General features: G+C 57.0%; 14 protein-coding genes and 1 tRNA gene. 9 read left to right on the top strand and 6 right to left on the bottom strand.

Translation table 11 applies throughout. The annotated features are described in order from the left end of the window. Positions 1 to 25 precede the first annotated feature (25 nt). Positions 26 to 832: a c-type cytochrome gene (locus tag BM026_RS19615; protein ID WP_093514621.1), complete on the bottom strand. Its 807-nt coding sequence runs from the start codon at positions 830 to 832 to the stop codon at positions 26 to 28. Between the two features lie 645 nt (positions 833 to 1,477). On the opposite strand from BM026_RS19615, the gene BM026_RS19610 reads away from it, so the two are divergent. From BM026_RS19610 to BM026_RS19600, 3 genes are all read left to right on the top strand, one after another. After that, complete coding sequence (locus tag BM026_RS19610) at positions 1,478 to 2,683, top strand: acetyl-CoA C-acetyltransferase (RefSeq protein WP_093514576.1); 1,206 nt, start codon at positions 1,478 to 1,480, stop codon at positions 2,681 to 2,683. 16 nt (positions 2,684 to 2,699) lie between these two features. Then, the gene (locus tag BM026_RS19605) at positions 2,700 to 4,847 is read left to right on the top strand and encodes a 3-hydroxyacyl-CoA dehydrogenase NAD-binding domain-containing protein (RefSeq protein ID WP_093529785.1); all 2,148 of its coding nucleotides are present in this window, start codon (positions 2,700 to 2,702) and stop codon (positions 4,845 to 4,847) included. Between the two features lie 84 nt (positions 4,848 to 4,931). Beyond that, positions 4,932 to 5,645, top strand: a complete 714-nt coding sequence (locus BM026_RS19600; protein WP_071491436.1) for an amidotransferase — start codon at positions 4,932 to 4,934, stop codon at positions 5,643 to 5,645. Here the strand turns inward: BM026_RS19600 and BM026_RS19595 are convergent. The 3 genes from BM026_RS19595 to BM026_RS19585 form a co-directional block, all read right to left on the bottom strand. Beyond that, positions 5,642 to 6,613: a magnesium and cobalt transport protein CorA gene (locus tag BM026_RS19595; RefSeq protein WP_092242626.1), complete on the bottom strand. Its 972-nt coding sequence runs from the start codon at positions 6,611 to 6,613 to the stop codon at positions 5,642 to 5,644. The genes BM026_RS19600 and BM026_RS19595 overlap by 4 nt on opposite strands. Positions 6,614 to 6,745: 132 nt before the next feature. Beyond that, entirely contained in the window at positions 6,746 to 7,468 is a 723-nt protein-coding gene (locus BM026_RS19590; protein ID WP_093529783.1) for a lysophospholipid acyltransferase family protein, read from the bottom strand. Between the two features lie 212 nt (positions 7,469 to 7,680). Continuing rightward, positions 7,681 to 8,373, bottom strand: a complete 693-nt coding sequence (locus tag BM026_RS19585) for a crotonase/enoyl-CoA hydratase family protein (RefSeq protein ID WP_071491433.1) — start codon at positions 8,371 to 8,373, stop codon at positions 7,681 to 7,683. A 320-nt stretch (positions 8,374 to 8,693) separates the two neighbouring features. Between BM026_RS19585 and BM026_RS19580 the strand changes: the two genes are divergently transcribed. The 6 genes from BM026_RS19580 (at position 8,694) to BM026_RS19555 (ending at position 13,245) form a co-directional block, all read left to right on the top strand. Continuing rightward, a tRNA-Ser gene (locus BM026_RS19580) sits at positions 8,694 to 8,783 on the top strand. Positions 8,784 to 8,890: 107 nt separating this feature from the next. After that, positions 8,891 to 9,208, top strand: a complete 318-nt coding sequence (locus BM026_RS19575; protein WP_218189403.1) for a type II toxin-antitoxin system ParD family antitoxin — start codon at positions 8,891 to 8,893, stop codon at positions 9,206 to 9,208. Positions 9,209 to 9,738: 530 nt separating this feature from the next. Continuing rightward, on the top strand, positions 9,739 to 10,704 hold the full coding sequence (locus BM026_RS19570) for an ABC-three component system protein (RefSeq protein ID WP_093529781.1): 966 nt from the start codon (positions 9,739 to 9,741) through the stop codon (positions 10,702 to 10,704). Beyond that, positions 10,685 to 10,936, top strand: coding sequence for an ABC-three component system middle component 8 (locus BM026_RS19565; RefSeq protein ID WP_256575531.1), 252 nt, complete (start codon positions 10,685 to 10,687; stop codon positions 10,934 to 10,936). Before BM026_RS19570 ends, BM026_RS19565 begins: the two co-directional genes overlap by 20 nt. Next, positions 10,923 to 12,716, top strand: a complete 1,794-nt coding sequence (locus tag BM026_RS19560) for a DUF2326 domain-containing protein (protein ID WP_093529779.1) — start codon at positions 10,923 to 10,925, stop codon at positions 12,714 to 12,716. The genes BM026_RS19565 and BM026_RS19560 overlap by 14 nt, the downstream gene beginning before the upstream one ends. A 235-nt stretch (positions 12,717 to 12,951) precedes the next feature. Continuing rightward, positions 12,952 to 13,245: a hypothetical protein gene (locus tag BM026_RS19555; protein ID WP_093529777.1), complete on the top strand. Its 294-nt coding sequence runs from the start codon at positions 12,952 to 12,954 to the stop codon at positions 13,243 to 13,245. Positions 13,246 to 13,290: 45 nt separating this feature from the next. Here the strand turns inward: BM026_RS19555 and BM026_RS19550 are convergent, their stop codons facing one another. After that, a complete protein-coding gene (locus BM026_RS19550; RefSeq protein WP_093529775.1) occupies positions 13,291 to 13,857 on the bottom strand; it encodes a hypothetical protein in 567 nt (188 codons plus the stop codon). Between the two features lie 55 nt (positions 13,858 to 13,912). Next, positions 13,913 to 14,201 (bottom strand): transposase domain-containing protein (locus tag BM026_RS19545; RefSeq protein ID WP_139217563.1); only part of this gene is annotated, 289 nt, incomplete at its 5' end.

The following is a 14,201-nucleotide window of genomic DNA, read 5'->3' as shown; positions in this document are numbered from 1 at the left end:
CGGCGAGCGGGGTGTCGTGGGATGTTTAAGGTTGCGGTTTACGCCCGGCCATGTGCTTCAAATACCCCACCAACAGATCCAGCTCACCGTCGGGCAACACGCTGGTCGCGAACGCCGGCATCTTCGCCTGCGGCCAATGCCGCAAACTCTGTGGGTCGCGGATATAGCGCTTGAGGAAATCACCGCCAAAATACTCGGTGGGGTTGTAGGGGATATTCAGGTCCGGTCCCACCTGGCCGTCTCCGGCGCCATTGAGGCGGTGGCATGCCAGGCAGTTTTTCTGGAACAGGGCAAAACCCTGGTTGATCGGGTCGTTGGCCGCCAGCTTCGGATCCGGCAACAACGCCGGAAAACGCTCCGCCACTGTCTTCAACTGCTTGATCGCGGAAATCTGGAATGGCCACTGCTCAGGGCTGATAGCCCCGGCTTGCGGGTTGGTCCACACCAGGTAGAACGGCCCTGCACTGGGTTTGCCATCTGCCAGCGCCGGCCATGGTTGAGCAGGATCCTCCACCGCCAGCCAGGCGCGTGCACCCTGTTGTTCCAGCAACGGCGCGGCGGTGAGTTCGGCGGCGAATCCATCCAGGGCCACCGCTTGCACGTGGCTCTCGGGTTTCAAGCCAGGTAGGAGTACGGCCAGCGGCACTGCGCGATAATTCATGCTGCGCTTGTAGGAGACGTCATCGGCGATCTGCACCGTCTGCGCTTGCGGGTGCTTGAGCAAGTCGGCGGTCTCCCAGGTCTTGCGGGAGTGGTCGAGTTCGATGGTCAATTGGGCCGCCGCAGTGGGGAGGCTGATGAGCAAGGCGAGGAGGGCAAGGATGGCTTTCAAGAAAGGGCCCGGTGTCGAGTGGCGATGCTGCTCACGATAGCGCAAATCTGCACGCAAAAAGACAGCCCCTGCAGGACCGCTATGCGCAATGTCCTTGCAGGCGCTGCCAAAAACTGCAGAACCGGTGCTGTGAATGCACGGCATGTGGGCGTGGAGGTGTCACCCAATAACCTTGGTTAAATTGGGCAAGATCAGAATCAGTGTGGTGGCGAACAGAATGAGTCCCGCCTGACGTACTTTCGAATGTTTGAACATGGCTGACTGCCTTTTGTTGTTATTCCTGAGCGTCAAATGCGTGCCGGTTTTATTTCAGTATGGCGAGATGACGTGTCGCTTTTCTTACAGTTGCTCCGGCAAAACCCGGCAGCAACTTCCTACTGATTCAACCTTAGAGGCCTTGTTCTTCGCGGCTTAGACTCATTTCGTATCAGTTAATCAGTATTTCTGCTTAAAAAGGCATGAGGCATATCGCCATCTTGGCGCCAATGCCTTGGCTAGACAGCTAAAACGATTAATCAGGGGATTACCTTAGGTACCTACCGTTCGTCCGAGCGAGGGGGTCAAAAGCAATGAGCGCATCCGTCATTGAAACCGTGTCAATCGGGCCTAAGGTAGGGCACACATGCACACTGGTTCGAGGACGTCATGACCCAAGCGTTGATCTTTGATGCAATACGCACCCCCCGTGGCAAAGGCAAGCCGGACGGTGCCTTGCACAGCGTCAAGCCGGTGAACCTGGTGGCCGGCCTGCTCACCGCGCTGGCCCGACGCAGTGACCTCGACACTCATCAAGTGGACGACATCGTGCTCGGCTGCGTGACCCCGGTAGGCGACCAGGGCGCCGACATCGCCAAGACCGCGGCGCTGGTGGCGGACTGGGACATCAGCGTCGCCGGCGTGCAGGTCAACCGCTTCTGCGCGTCGGGCCTGGAGGCGGTGAACCTGGGCGCGATGAAAGTCCGCTCCGGCTTCGAGGACCTGGTGGTGGTCGGCGGTGTCGAGTCCATGTCCCGCGTGCCCATGGGCAGTGACGGCGGCGCCTGGGTGCTCGACCCGCAGACCAATATGCACAGTCACTTCACCCCACAGGGCATTGGCGCGGACCTGATCGCCACCCTGGAAGGTTTCACCCGCGAGGACGTCGACGCCTTTGCCCTGCATTCGCAGCAGAAAGCGGCGAGGGCGCGTGCAGACGGTGCCTTCGACAAGTCGCTGATCGCGGTGCAGGACCAGAACGGCATCGTGCTGCTGGACCATGACGAATTCATTCGCGGCGATTCCACCCTTGAAGGCCTCGGCAAGCTCAAGCCGAGTTTCGAAATGATGGGGCAGATGGGCTTCGATGCCACCGCGTTGCGGGTCTACAGCCATGTAGAGCGCATCCATCACGTACACACCCCCGGCAACAGTTCCGGCATCGTCGACGGGGCGGCGCTGATGTTGATCGGCTCCGAAGCCAAGGGGCGTGAACTGGGCCTGCAACCCCGGGCACGTATCGTTGCCACGGCGGTCACCAGTACCGATCCGACGATCATGCTCACCGGTCCCGCGCCCGCCACGCGCAAGGCCCTGGCCAAGGCCGGCCTGCGCGTCGAAGACATCGACCTGTTCGAGGTCAACGAAGCGTTTGCCTCGGTGGTGCTCAAGTTCATCAAGGACATGGGCATCGACGCCGCACGTGTGAACGTCAACGGCGGCTCGATTGCCATGGGGCACCCGTTGGGGGCGACCGGCTGCGCGATCCTCGGCACCCTGCTCGACGAACTCGAAGTACGCCAGCAGCGCTATGGCCTGGCCACCCTGTGTGTTGGCGGTGGCATGGGCATCGCCACCATTATCGAACGCCTCTGAGCCCAAGGAATTTGTCATGACCCAAGCCATTCGTTACGAAAAAGGCCAGGACGGCATCGTGGTGCTGACCCTCGACATGCCCGGCCAAAGCGCCAACACCATGAACGGCGTATACCGCGCGGCCATGGCGGCCACGGTCGAGCGCCTGGAGACGGAAAGGGACAGCATCGCCGGCGTCGTCATCACCTCGGCGAAGAAAACGTTTTTTGCCGGTGGCGACCTCAATGAACTGATCAAGGTCGACAAGGCCCACGCCAAGGATTTCTATGACGGTGTGCGGGTGTTGAAAGCGCAACTGCGGCGCCTGGAAACCCTCGGTAAACCCGTGGTGGCCGCAATCAATGGTGCGGCACTCGGCGGCGGCTGGGAGATTTGCCTGGCATGCCATTACCGCGTCGCGCTGGACGACAAGTCGGTGCAGTTGGGCTTGCCGGAAGTCACCCTGGGCCTGCTGCCGGGGGGCGGCGGGGTGGTGCGCATGGTGCGTATGCTGGGGCTGGAAAAGGCCTTGCCGTATTTGCTCGAAGGCAAGAAAGTGCGGCCGCAACAGGCGCTGCAAGCCGGCTTGATCAACGAACTGGCGGCGGATCGCGATGAGTTGCTGGCCAAGTCCCGCGCCTGGATCCTGGCCAATCCGGACGCCAGGCAACCGTGGGACAACAAGGCCTACCAGATTCCGGGCGGCACCCCTTCGAACCCGAAAATTGCGCAGATGCTGGCAATTGCGCCGTCGATTTTGCGCAGTAAAACCAACGGCTGTTTCCCCGCCCCGGAGAAAATTCTCTGTGCGGCCGTCGAAGGCGCCCAGGTAGACTCCGACACCGCGCACCTGATCGAAACCCGTTACTTCACCGAGCTGGTGACGGGGCAGGTCGCAAAAAACATGATCGGCACCTTCTGGTTCCAGCTTAACGAGATCAACGCCGGCAGCTCGAGGCCGCAAGGGTTTGCGCCGCATATCACGCGTAAAGTCGGCGTGCTGGGCGCGGGGATGATGGGGGCGGGCATTGCCTATGTCAGCGCCAGCGCAGGCATCGAGGTGGTGCTCAAGGACATCAACCTGGCGGCCGCCGAGAAGGGCAAGGCGCATTCGGCGGCGCTGCTGGACAAGAAGGTCAGCCGTGGGCAATTGACCGCCGAGCAGCGGGAAACCATTTTGGCGCGGATTCTTCCTACGGCCTCTGATACTGATCTGGCAGGCTGTGACCTGATCATCGAGGCGGTGTTCGAAGACCGCGAACTCAAGGCCAAGGTCTCGGCCGCTGCGCAAAGCGTGGTCGGCGCCGACGCCGTGATCGCCTCCAACACCTCCACCTTGCCCATCAGCGGCCTGGCCACGGCGGTGCCGGATCAGGCCAGGTTCATTGGCCTGCACTTCTTCAGCCCGGTGGACAAGATGCCGCTGGTGGAAATCATCAAGGGCGCACGCACCAGTGACGAAACCCTGGCCCGTGGTTTGGATTTTGTCCTGCAAATCAAGAAAACCCCGATCGTGGTCAATGACAGCCGTGGCTTCTTCACTTCACGGGTGTTCGGCACCTTTACTAACGAAGGCATTGCCATGCTCGGTGAGGGCGTGGCCGCGCCGATGATCGAGACCGAAGCGCGCAAGGCCGGCATGCCGGTGGGGCCGTTGGCGGTGTCTGACGAAGTGTCCCTCAGCCTGATGAGCCATATCCGGCAGCAGACGGCCAAGGACCTGCAGGCGGAGGGCAAGGCGCTGCCTGCGCACCCGGCGACGGCGGTGATCGATCTGTTGGTCAATGAATACAAGCGGCTGGGCAAGGCGGCGGGAGGCGGTTTCTATGAGTACCCCAGCGGCGGGCAAAAGTACCTGTGGCCAGAGTTGAAAAGCCGCTTTGAGCGACCCGACCAACGCATCTCTGCACAGGATGTACGCGACCGCCTGCTGTTTATCCAGGCCATCGAGACGGTGCGCTGTGTGGAGGAGGGGGTGTTGATGTCCACGGCGGACGCGAACGTGGGGTCTGTTTTCGGCATTGGTTTCGCGGCCTGGAGCGGTGGCGCGCTGCAGTTCATCAACCAATACGGCTTGAACGACTTTGTTGCCCGCGCCCGCTATCTGGCGCAGCAGTATGGCGAACGTTTCACGCCGCCGGCGCTGTTGCTGGAGAAAGCGGCGCAGGGTGAAGTGTTCCGGTGAAGCTGGGGGGCTTGCCTTGAAGGGGTATTTCAAGGCAGGCTCTGGGGGTGTGCAATATTCCCATCACCGTGTCAGGTATTTTTTATGTCGCTACGCGTCTGTATCCTGGAAACCGATATCCTGCGTCCAGGCTTGATCGATCAATACCAAGGGTACGGGCAGATGTTCAAGCGCCTGTTCGCCAAGCAGCCGATTCCCGCCGAGTTCGTGGTGTACAACGTGGTGAACGGTGAATACCCCTCGGACGACGAAGTCTTTGACGCGTACCTGGTCACCGGCAGCAAGGCCGACTCCTTCGGCACTGACCCATGGATCCAGACCCTCAAGACCTACCTGCTCGACCGTTACGAGCGTGGCGACAAGCTGCTCGGCATCTGCTTTGGTCATCAGTTGCTGGCACTGCTGCTGGGCGGCAAGACCGAGCGCGCCGGCCAGGGCTGGGGCATGGGCATTCACGACTACCAGTTAGATGCCAAGGCCCCGTGGATGAGCCCTGAAGTACCGGAATTGACCCTATTGATCAGCCATCAGGACCAGGTCACCACGTTGCCGGAGAATGCCACGGTCATCGCCTCCAGCGCTTTTTGCCCGTTCGCGGCGTACCACATCGGTGACCAGGTGTTGTGTTTCCAGGGCCACCCGGAATTTGTCCATGATTATTCCCGCGAGTTGCTGGAGATTCTCCAGACAACCCTGGGCGAAAAAGTCTATACGAACGGCGTGGCCAGCCTCGAGCGCGACCACCACGGTGCAACCGTGGCGGAATGGATGATGCGGTTTGTGGCGCACAAATCCTAAAGCCAACCCGACCTTTTGAAACTGGCCCACAATGCCGTGCAACCCGTCGCAATAAACCCGAGTACCGCAAAGTAGCCGTAGTGCCATTGCAGCTCGGGCATGTTCTGGAAGTTCATCCCGTAAATCCCCGCCACTGCGGTGGGGAACGCCAGGATCGCCGCCCATGCGGCAAACTTGCGCTGCACCACGCTCTGGCGCGAAGCCTCCAATAACACACCGATTTCGATGGTCTGGCTGGCGATATCGCGCAGGGTGGTCAGGTCTTCCATCTGCCGCGTCACGTGAATCTGCACGTCACGGAAATACGGGCGCATGTTCTTGTCGATGAACGGGAAGCTGAGCTTCTGCAACTCCTGACTGATCTCCACCATCGGCGCCACATAACGCTTGAGTCGCAACACGTCGCGGCGCAGGCCGTGGATCTTCTGGATATCCCGCTCGCTCAGCGAACTGCACAACACGTTGCGCTCCAGCTCATCGATCTCGGCATGGATCGCTTCGCTCACCGGTTGGTAGTTTTCGGTGACGAAATCCAGCAGCGCATACAGTACGAAGTCTTCCCCATGCTCCAGCAACAGCGGCCGCGCCTCACAACGCTGGCGCACAAAGCCGTAGGACGCCGAGTGCCCATTGCGCGCGGTGATGATGTAGCCGTTGCCGGCAAAGATATGCGTCTCGATAAACTCCAGCTTGCCGTTCTCGCGCACCGGCGAGTAGGTGACGATAAACAGCGCATCGCCAAAGGTTTCCAGCTTGGGGCGGCTGTGTTTTTCCAGGGCGTCTTCGATGGCCAGTTCATGCAGGTTGAACTGGCGTTGCAGGTTGGCCAGCTCCCGGGCGTCGGGTTCTTCCAGGCCTATCCATACAAAGTGATCGGGTTTGGCGGCCCAGGCCGCGCCTTCATCGAGGGTGATATCCGTGACTTTCTTACCGGCGCTGTAGACGGCGGCCGCAACAACTCTACCCATGGTGCTGATCGCTTCTTATTGGGAGGACAAGTGTTGGGCAGCTTAGCCTGAATGGCGTTCCGTCGTTGCGTCGAGCTTTTTGTAGTGAGCGAGCTTGCTCGCGCTGGGGTGCGAAGCGCCTTCAAGCGGTGTTCAGGCTGCCCGCAACTCGCGGTCCATCTCGTCAATACAGGCTTGCATCTGCGCATGACACGCCTGCATCAACGCCGGGATGTCGTCCGAAGTCATGCCAACGGTAGGAATTGGCGGCAGCGACCGTATGAGCACATCCCCACTGTTCCAGCGATTGAGCTGCATATGCGTGACGTAATTGCTGACACACACCTGCACAATCGGCACACCCGCCGCAATCGCCATATGGAACGCACCTTTCTTGAACGGCAGCAATCCTTTGCCCAGGTTGCGCGTGCCTTCCGGGAACACCCAGATCGAGGTGTCTTCATGCTGCAACGTGTGGGTGGTGGTGAGCATCGCACGGCGTGCCTTGTGCGCATTGCCCCGGTCAATCAACACATTGCCCGCCAGCCAGAACAACTGGCCGAACAGCGGCACCCACTTCAGGCTTTTCTTGGCGATGCACACCGTACGGTGGGGCACCACGGTGCCGAACACAAATAGGTCATAGTTGGACTGGTGGTTGGCGATGATCACGCAGGTGCCGGGCTTGTTGCGCAGCGAGTCCACATCGGCCTTCACATTGAGCCGCAGGATCCACATGGCCGGCAGCGCGTACAGGCGTGCGCACAGGCGACTGTTGTCCGGGTTGAACGGCCGGCACACACCAACCAGCACGCCGAGCACGCCGGCAAGCATAAAGTGCAGGCTCATCAACAACATACGCAACAGAAAAAGCATCGACACGGCCCACCGGGACAAAAGGTGGCGCAGTGTACGGTTGTGCACTGTATTCGGCAATTACCCCGGTAGAGGTAGGAGATAGCCGATGTTTAAGCGCATGTTTCAACATCTGTCGATACGGGCAAGCTAGAGCGGCTGAAGATGATTCGGAATTGGTTGTACGAAAAAGCCCGACGCAAGGTCGGGCTTCGGTGTATCAGGCGTAGGGATTAACTCAGGATATGCCCCTGGTCTTGGATGATGGCGTCGTCCAAGGCTTCCAACAGTTCTTTACGGACTTTCAACTTGGTGTGCTTGTGGGCGTTCATGTTGAGCTTCTTCAACTGACGCGCCGCTTCCAGCGCCGCCGCGTGCAGCTCTTCCGGTGCCACCACCTTGTCGAGGAAGCCCGCTTGCAACGCGCCCTGCGGGTCAAACATCTCGGCATTGATCACCGAACGATGGAACGCCGACTTGCGCAGGCGATCCCGCGCCAACTCGATACCGGCGTGGTGCATGGTCATGCCAATCGCTACTTCGTTCAGGCCAATGCTGAACGGGCCTTCCACGCCAATCCGATAATCCGCCGACAGCAGCAGGAAGGCACCCTTGGCCACCGCATGCCCAGGGCACGCCACAATCACCGGGAACGGGTGCGACAACAGGCGACGCGCCAACGTCGAACCGGACGTCACCAGGCTGATCGCCTCTTTAGGGCCGGCGGTCATCACCTTCAAATCATAACCACCCGACAAAATCCCCGGCGTACCGGTGATCACTACCACCGCCCGGTCCTTCTCCGCCTGGTCCAGCGCTTCATTAAAGGCACTGACCACCGCCGGAGAAATGGCATTCACCTTGCCGTTGCTCAAGGTCAGGGTCGCGATACCGTCTTCGAGGTGGTAGGCAATCAACTCACTCATGACGCGGTTCCTTGTAGGACTTGTTATAGAAGAATGCAGCAGACGTTACCCACCACGCCCGCCCCGGTAAAGCGCTGTGACTGACTGGCCAGTCAGGGTTTTCCCCTGCACAGCGCATCGGAATGCCTGGGGCAGGGCACAATCGCCGCCCCAGACACCTACCGCCGATGCCTGAGAATGGCACAATCAACGCCCCTTGCCGGGCGGTGAGCGGCATAACCGGCTAAGCGCATGAATATTCTGAAAAAAACCTTTGCCATCAGAAAGGCTTTCGACTACATTAGCGCGCCTCGACAGACTGAACTGGTTTGACGAGATACGGTGAAGTGTCCGAGTGGCTTAAGGAGCACGCCTGGAAAGTGTGTATACAAGAAATTGTATCGAGAGTTCGAATCTCTCCTTCACCGCCAAATTCTTGAAGAAATCTCGCGAGTTAGACGCTCAGCGGGATTTTTTTTGCCCGCGATTTGGCAGCGTACCCCCATCTGTACCCCCGTTTGTGACAGGACTTGAGTGGATGGCTTGGGCCGGTATGGCGGCGGATCTCAACGCGAAAATGACACCCGAGCCCGCTGCCTGTGCCGCGCAACATGACCCTTTGAGCGGTTTCCACCAGGCCTGTCCAGGGTCGAGCGGTCGCTTCAACAAGGTCAGTGAAGTTATCCGGGCAGGTTTGCGTCTGCTGGAAGAGCAACAGCAACATTTCGCGACCAGGACACTGGAATTGAAGGCGGCATTGGCTGAAGGAATGCAAAGCGGAGAGCCGCAAGCTACCGATGAAGTCTTCGACGTGATCGAGGCGCAGGTGCGTGAGTTGGCCAATTCCAGACGCTGATGACTGCGGACTGTTCACCATCTGCGAGATGTCCGGCACGGGGGGGCTGATTGGCCTCTAGACCTTGGGCAATCTGTAAGCTGAAGCAATAGTGTAGGGCCATTGCCGCAGGAATTTGGAGCATGAGCGCGCTGCTTGCTTGCAGTGTTGTTTGTGCAAGCAAGTCTGCGCTTAAGGCATAGATTTCTTGATCTCTGCACGTTTCTTGATCTGTTAAAAATCAAACAGAGTCAACGGGTTGCCACTTATCTGAGTTCTGCCAAGGGCCAGGAGGAACCATTGTGTTCTGGTGTGGTGGCGGGTAAATTTGACGTTTCGACTGAACGAGTGGGTCGATGTTCCTTCATCCACGGCGTTCTATGATGCTCAATACGCCCTTACGGCATCCTGACAGCCTTCTCAGGGCTTTGCTGTCTGAGGTGTTGATCTGGCCTGGGAGGCCTGAAGGCAATGGTTATGCGTACGCTGAATATTGAGGGTCGTCGGGAGACTGGCTCAAACCTAACGATGTCTTTCGCCATGGAAGCGCGATGAAGTACGCCTATGAAGACCTGAGCGATACGCAGTTCGAGAACCTTATCGTGTTCTTGTGCCAACGGCTGCTTGGCATCTCCGTTCAAGGCTTCGCCAAAGGCCCTGATGGGGGGCGTGATGCGAAATTTGTCGGTACCGCCGAGCTGCATCCTAGCAAGGCTGCGCCATGGGCAGGCACGATCATCATTCAAGCCAAGCACACCAATGGTTACAACCGGAATTTCTCCGAGCCTGACTTTTACAGTGCTAAAGGCACCAATACCGTACTGAGCAAAGAGATCCCCCGGATTCAGAATCTGCGTACCAAAAAACAGCTGGATCACTACATGCTGTTCGCCAACCGGCGCCTTGCAGGCAATGCCGAAAGCGAGATACGCAAACATATCTCGACGCAGTGTGGGTTACCGGAGTCGTCCATTTACTTGTGCGGTGTGGAGCAGCTGGAAGTATTTCTGAAGGTGTTTCCGGAAGTCGCCGTCTTGGCAGACCTCGACCCAATCGATTGTCCATTAATTGTCAGTCCGGATGATCTGGCTGAGGTTGTTCAAGCACTGGCAAACCACAAGGATGCTGTAGGTGCCTTGTTGGATGACCCGCCGACTGCACGGGTGTCCTATGAAACAAAGAATGCGCTGAACAATATGAGTGCAGAGTATGCCAAGGCACTGCGTAGACGATTTCTTAAAGAGACCGCGCAGATACGTGCTTTTTTGGCGGCTCCGGAAAATCTTGAGTTGCTTCATCTATATGAATCTGTGGTCGACGAGTTTCAATTCAAGATCATCGCCAAGCGTCGGGACTATCAGACCTTTGATGAGGTCATGGAGTACTTGATCGACCTATTATTCAGCCGTGATCCTGTTCTGCGTCAGCATGCGCACAAGCGTCTTACTCGTGCGGTGCTGTTCTACATGTACTGGAACTGCGACATTGGCGAGGTGGATGATGCTGAGGCCGACTAAACACTCCCACCCAGACCGCACTGTGATCAATGTTTCATTGCTGCTGCTCGGGCGACTGAAGTCGCGTCGAGTCGACGATTATGATGCGTTGCGCAGATATGCGAAAAAAGCAGTCATCGGTGGTGATGTTTTGTTTTTGCCGGCGTTGAATTTTCTTTATCTATTGGGGTTGATCGACTATCGCCCTAAAACAGATGCTGTGGAATATGTAGGTCCGAATGAAGCTCTCTAAAATTTATACGGATAAGCCGGATCTGTTTGAGCCGGTAGAGTTTGTTGAAGGGCTGAATGTTGTCTTGGCCGAGATTCGCTTGCCCGAAAATAAGGCCAAAGATACCCACAATCTTGGAAAGACCTCGCTTGGGCGCCTACTCGACTTCGGCTTCTTGTCTGGGCGCGATGCTAAGTTTTTCCTCTTCAAGCATTCTGAGTTGTTCAAGGACTTCGTTTTCTTTTTAGAAATCGAGTTGAATGACGCTTCTTTCGTCACTGTGCGGCGTAGTGTGAAGGATGCGACGAAGATTGCTTTCAAGAAACATGAGGCGGGTAAGCAGGACCTGTCAATGCTGCAAGCTGCTGAATGGGATCACTACGATGTCCCATTTGAGCGCGCGCGCGACCTGCTGGATGGCTTGCTTGATTGGCGAGCCTTGAAGCCATGGTCATACCGCAAAGGCCTGGGCTACTTGTTGCGCGCTCAGGAGGACTATCGTGAAGTTTTCCAGCTCCGCAAGTTTGCGTCAAAACATGCCGATTGGAAGCCATTTCTCGCGCATTTGCTGGGCTTCAATGCGCAACTGATTTCTCAGCACTACCTCAAAGAAGAAGAGCTGGCGAAAAAGCAGGAAACAGCTCAGACAATAAAAAATGAGCTTGGCGGTTCTGTTGAGGACATCAGCAAAATTGAAGGTATTTTGCTTCTGAAGAAAAACGATGCTGAAAAAAAGCAGAAGCTGCTGGATGCGTTCGATTTCCGTTCCCAAGACAAGGATCATACCAAGCAACTGGTTGAAGGAATTGACGAAAAAATTGCTGTGCTTAACGCCGAGCGTTACTCGTTGAGTCAAAATAGAAAGAAAATTCTGTTGTCGTTGGAGGATGATCAGATTTTGTTCAGTCCTGACGAGGCGCAGCAATTATTCAGCGAAGTCGGAGTGCTTTTTCAGAATCAGATCAAGAAGGATTTCGAACAGCTGATCGCATTCAACAAGGCCATCACCGAGGAACGCCGCGGATACTTGCAAGAGGAGCGGATTGAAGTTGAGGCGGAGTTGAAACGTTTGAACTCGGAGCTCAACACTTTGGGGAAGAAGCGTTCGGAGATGCTCTCGTTCCTGAGCGGCACCGATGTCTTCACCAAGTACAAGCAGGTAGCTGACGAGATGGTGATGTTGCGTGCAGACATCACCTCACTTGAGCGGCAGCGTGGCTTCGTGCATCGACTGCAGGAGCTAAGGGCTGAGATCCGGACATTGACGGAGGAACGAAGCCATCTGCAGACTCAAATTGAAGAAGATGTTGAGCGTCAGAACTCGACGCAGGACAGCCTGTTCTCGGTGATTCGTGTCTACTTCAATGAAATCGTTGAGGAGGTCATTGATCGCAAAGCATTGCTGAGCGTGTCCCCTAATCAACAGGGGCACTTGGAATTCAAGGCTGAAATATTGGATGAGTCGGGCAATGCTACCAGCGCAGATCAAGGGCATACCTACCGTAAGCTGCTCTGCATTGCTTTTGATATGGCAGTGCTGCGGGCCTACATCGATGAGAAGTTCCCGCGCTTTGTCTATCACGATGGCGTGTTCGAATCGTTAGATGATCGCAAAAAAGAGAACCTGTTAACGGTTATCCATAGGTACGCTGAGTTGGGGCTGCAGCCAGTCATCACTTTGATTGACTCGGATCTCCCTGTTCGCACTGGCAACGACCCTGTGTTCTCTGAAGATGAAGTTGCACTGACCCTGCATGATGAGAGTGAGCAAGGACGCCTGTTCAAGATGCGAGCCTGGTAGCCCTGTCCGATGTCGGTGGAGTGGATGTGCGTGTTTTACGTTGCCCTGCTCGTGATCTGTACGGGCAACGTTCGCTCCTGAATTGGCGACGTAGATCACTTTTTTTGTAACTTGATGTTGGTTCACTGGAACTCCTGGCGGCACCGTCGTATATAACGCTGATGGAAGATGTGCTTATCGCCCACCTTCCGTGGGGGGTCAGTTTGCATTTGCGCCTGTTGATCGGAGGTGTGCGATGCGCAAGTTGATCTTCTTCAGCTTTCTTCTCGTAGGTGCCGGATTCGGCTATCTCTGGGGGCCGCCGGATGATTGGCTCACCCGTTTGTTGATGATGGGCATCAGCATGATGTTTGCTGGGGCGATTGGTGGGGCAGTGGCGGATATCGGTCGAGGTACGGCTGAGCCGGATGCCAATGATTGGTATGAGATCCATCGGCCAATAGGGTCTGGCGTTCATGCAAAAGACTATGCAGCCAATTATTGGCGAGATGAATGGCATCCGCCTTTTACGAACCCCAAAGATTTTTAGCGTTACCCCTGATGAGTGTTCTCTTCTTCGCCGATGCTAGTAGGTTCATTTTTTCAGCAGATCTTTCAGGGCGTCTTTTGCTCGGGTGATGGTGGAGCGTGCATCGCGTTCCACTTGTTTCGTGGTCTGTTCCACCTGTGACTTATCCGATGCAAGTGTTCCGTCGTCGGTGTCTACCAAGTCTGCTCGGCGATCAAAGCCGACCTGGTCGGCTTGGGTTTGACCGTGCATCTGTTCGCCGCGTGCCTGGATTTGTTCCCGAATGGGCGTGGCGGATGCCGTTGGTGCGTCCGACAACGTATTATCCCAACCTTCGACGGTCCGCCGATTGCGGGTAAATGTGCTTGCAGGGTTGCTTTGTTGGTCCACTCGTTGTTGCATTGTGCTGCGCTGCTCGCCCAGGTCGCCGAAGGAGGTGGGCAGTGCAGTGCCGTCGGAAATCACCCGGTTGGGCGACAAACCTTGGCGTGCCAGTTCGGCGTCCATCATCACTTTGGCCGCTGCGCTGTTGCCGCCATACTGCTCTGCATAGCGCATGAACATAGCCAGATTGTGTGGGTCTTGTGCCAGGTCGATGGTGATAGATTCACCTTGCTCGTATGCAGAAGACATACGTTCGGCAGTAAGCGATCCATAAACCCCACCTATCCCAAGGTGAGTCAACGGTTTACCGTGGCATCTCCGGTGAGCAGTTCCACGGCAGCAAGGCTTCGTAGTCTTCGACCGTCGAGGCATATGGCAACCGCTCCAGTACGTGGCGCAGCCACGTATAGGGCTCCTGGCCGTTGACCTTGGCGGTCTCGACCAAGCTGTAAATCTTTGCGCTGGCGGCGGCGCCGTTGACGGTATCACTGAACAACCAAGCTTTGCGTCCGATCACAAACGGCTTGATCGCTCTTTCAGCGGCGTTGTTGTCGATGGGTAAATAACCCGCTTCGACATAGCGCTCCAGTCGG

Source organism: Pseudomonas sp. NFPP24 (assembly GCF_900112095.1).
GTDB classification, from domain to species: domain Bacteria; phylum Pseudomonadota; class Gammaproteobacteria; order Pseudomonadales; family Pseudomonadaceae; genus Aquipseudomonas; species Aquipseudomonas extremorientalis.
This window is presented reverse-complemented; position numbering and strand designations above follow the sequence as displayed.

Bases quoted from the DNA above. Each gene is read 5' to 3' on its own strand.
- BM026_RS19550 (WP_093529775.1), bottom strand. From the start codon at position 13,857: ATGTCTTCTGCATACGAGCAAGGTGAATCTATCACCATCGACCTGGCA.
- BM026_RS19555 (WP_093529777.1), top strand. From the start codon at position 12,952: ATGCGCAAGTTGATCTTCTTCAGCTTTCTTCTCGTAGGTGCCGGATTC.
- BM026_RS19560 (WP_093529779.1), top strand. From the start codon at position 10,923: ATGAAGCTCTCTAAAATTTATACGGATAAGCCGGATCTGTTTGAGCCG.
- BM026_RS19605 (WP_093529785.1), top strand. From the start codon at position 2,700: ATGACCCAAGCCATTCGTTACGAAAAAGGCCAGGACGGCATCGTGGTG.
- BM026_RS19565 (WP_256575531.1), top strand. From the start codon at position 10,685: ATGATGCTGAGGCCGACTAAACACTCCCACCCAGACCGCACTGTGATC.
- BM026_RS19610 (WP_093514576.1), top strand. From the start codon at position 1,478: ATGACCCAAGCGTTGATCTTTGATGCAATACGCACCCCCCGTGGCAAA.
- BM026_RS19585 (WP_071491433.1), bottom strand. From the start codon at position 8,373: ATGAGTGAGTTGATTGCCTACCACCTCGAAGACGGTATCGCGACCCTG.
- BM026_RS19575 (WP_218189403.1), top strand. From the start codon at position 8,891: ATGGCTTGGGCCGGTATGGCGGCGGATCTCAACGCGAAAATGACACCC.
- BM026_RS19590 (WP_093529783.1), bottom strand. From the start codon at position 7,468: ATGCTTTTTCTGTTGCGTATGTTGTTGATGAGCCTGCACTTTATGCTT.
- BM026_RS19600 (WP_071491436.1), top strand. From the start codon at position 4,932: ATGTCGCTACGCGTCTGTATCCTGGAAACCGATATCCTGCGTCCAGGC.
- BM026_RS19595 (WP_092242626.1), bottom strand. From the start codon at position 6,613: ATGGGTAGAGTTGTTGCGGCCGCCGTCTACAGCGCCGGTAAGAAAGTC.
- BM026_RS19570 (WP_093529781.1), top strand. From the start codon at position 9,739: ATGAAGTACGCCTATGAAGACCTGAGCGATACGCAGTTCGAGAACCTT.